Below are 1,129 nucleotides of genomic sequence, written 5' to 3' on the forward strand. Positions count from 1 at the left end.
TTTTTTTTGTAGCCATTTCATGAGTTTTTAAAAGGTTAATAAAAACAAAGTTACTAAAACGGCGAATGGAAAAGCTACCGGAGGTTTAGTTCAACAGTGTATTTGCAAAATGCGGGATTAAAGTCTTGAATTGAAAAGCATCAACAAAAAAGCCGCAAAAATGCTTTTCAATTTCGTTTTTTATTGTAAATTTACTTCATTGAAAAAGCATTTTGCTCCGTTCTGTCTTTCTTGAACTAAAGTTCTTCGAAAGCCCGCACTTCGCAAATACTTTTTCCGTTGGCAGATATTTAAAAAAACCGATATAAAAACAAAAAAAAATTATATAAAATGAAGAAAATTTACTTTACAGCGTTATTGACGCTAACATTTTTAACAGCTAGCGCTCAGAAGAATTTTGAGATTGGAGCACATGTGGGAATTCCAGTTGGAGATACTTCTGATGGATTATCTTTCGCTGCTGGACTAAATTTAGCTTACACAGCTACAGTTGCTAATAGCTTTAAATTAGGAATAGCTTCAGGTTATTCACATTATTTTAAAAAGGATATTGGGAAAGATTTATCGATCGTGCCAATTGCTGCAAAAGCTAAATACATGTTTCAAAATGTTCCTTTATTCATAGATTTAGATTTAGGTTACGGAATATCAGTAAATGAGAGCTATAAAGGTGGATTTTATGCTTATCCAAAAGTTGGTTATAAAATGGCTGGAGGTGAAATTTACTTAGGTTACCAAAATTTGAGTAGTAAGTACAATTTCGACTATTTTGATTTGACGACAAATACAATTAGAAAGAATAATGCTAGTATTTCTATCGGATCAATTAATTTAGGATATACTTATATTTTTAAGTAAAAACATCTGCCAATAACTAAGCTTTCGTTTTGTCTGCAAGACAAGAAATGAAAGCCCGTTGAACGGAAGCTCCGGTGGCTTTTCAGCAGTATGATGGTCCTCTTATGGGGATGTCGTTTTTAGAATTTAGAGGTGCAAAGCAGTTTTTCAGAAGGACTGCTTTTTTTTGTGGCGTTGGGTAGCCTTTGGAAGCGGGTTCTGCGGGGTTTTACTGGCGGTAGGGCACAGCTTCCCTTACCCGCAAAGGTTATTTTGCAGACAAAGGTTGGGT

At 34.6% G+C, this 1,129-nt stretch carries 1 protein-coding gene; it reads left to right on the forward strand.

The window, feature by feature from the left end; all coding sequences use genetic code 11:
• Positions 1–330 precede the first annotated feature (330 nt).
• Positions 331–858: a hypothetical protein gene (locus AP75_RS13995; protein WP_051872618.1), complete on the forward strand. Its 528-nt coding sequence runs from the start codon at positions 331–333 to the stop codon at positions 856–858.
• The last annotated feature ends 271 nt before the right edge of the window (positions 859–1,129 follow it).

Source organism: Kaistella haifensis DSM 19056 (genome assembly GCF_000735695.2).
GTDB lineage: Bacteria > Bacteroidota > Bacteroidia > Flavobacteriales > Weeksellaceae > Kaistella > Kaistella haifensis.

Excerpts from the sequence above, each read along its gene's own strand:
- AP75_RS13995 (WP_051872618.1), top strand. The coding sequence starts at position 331 with ATGAAGAAAATTTACTTTACAGCGTTATTGACGCTAACATTTTTAACA.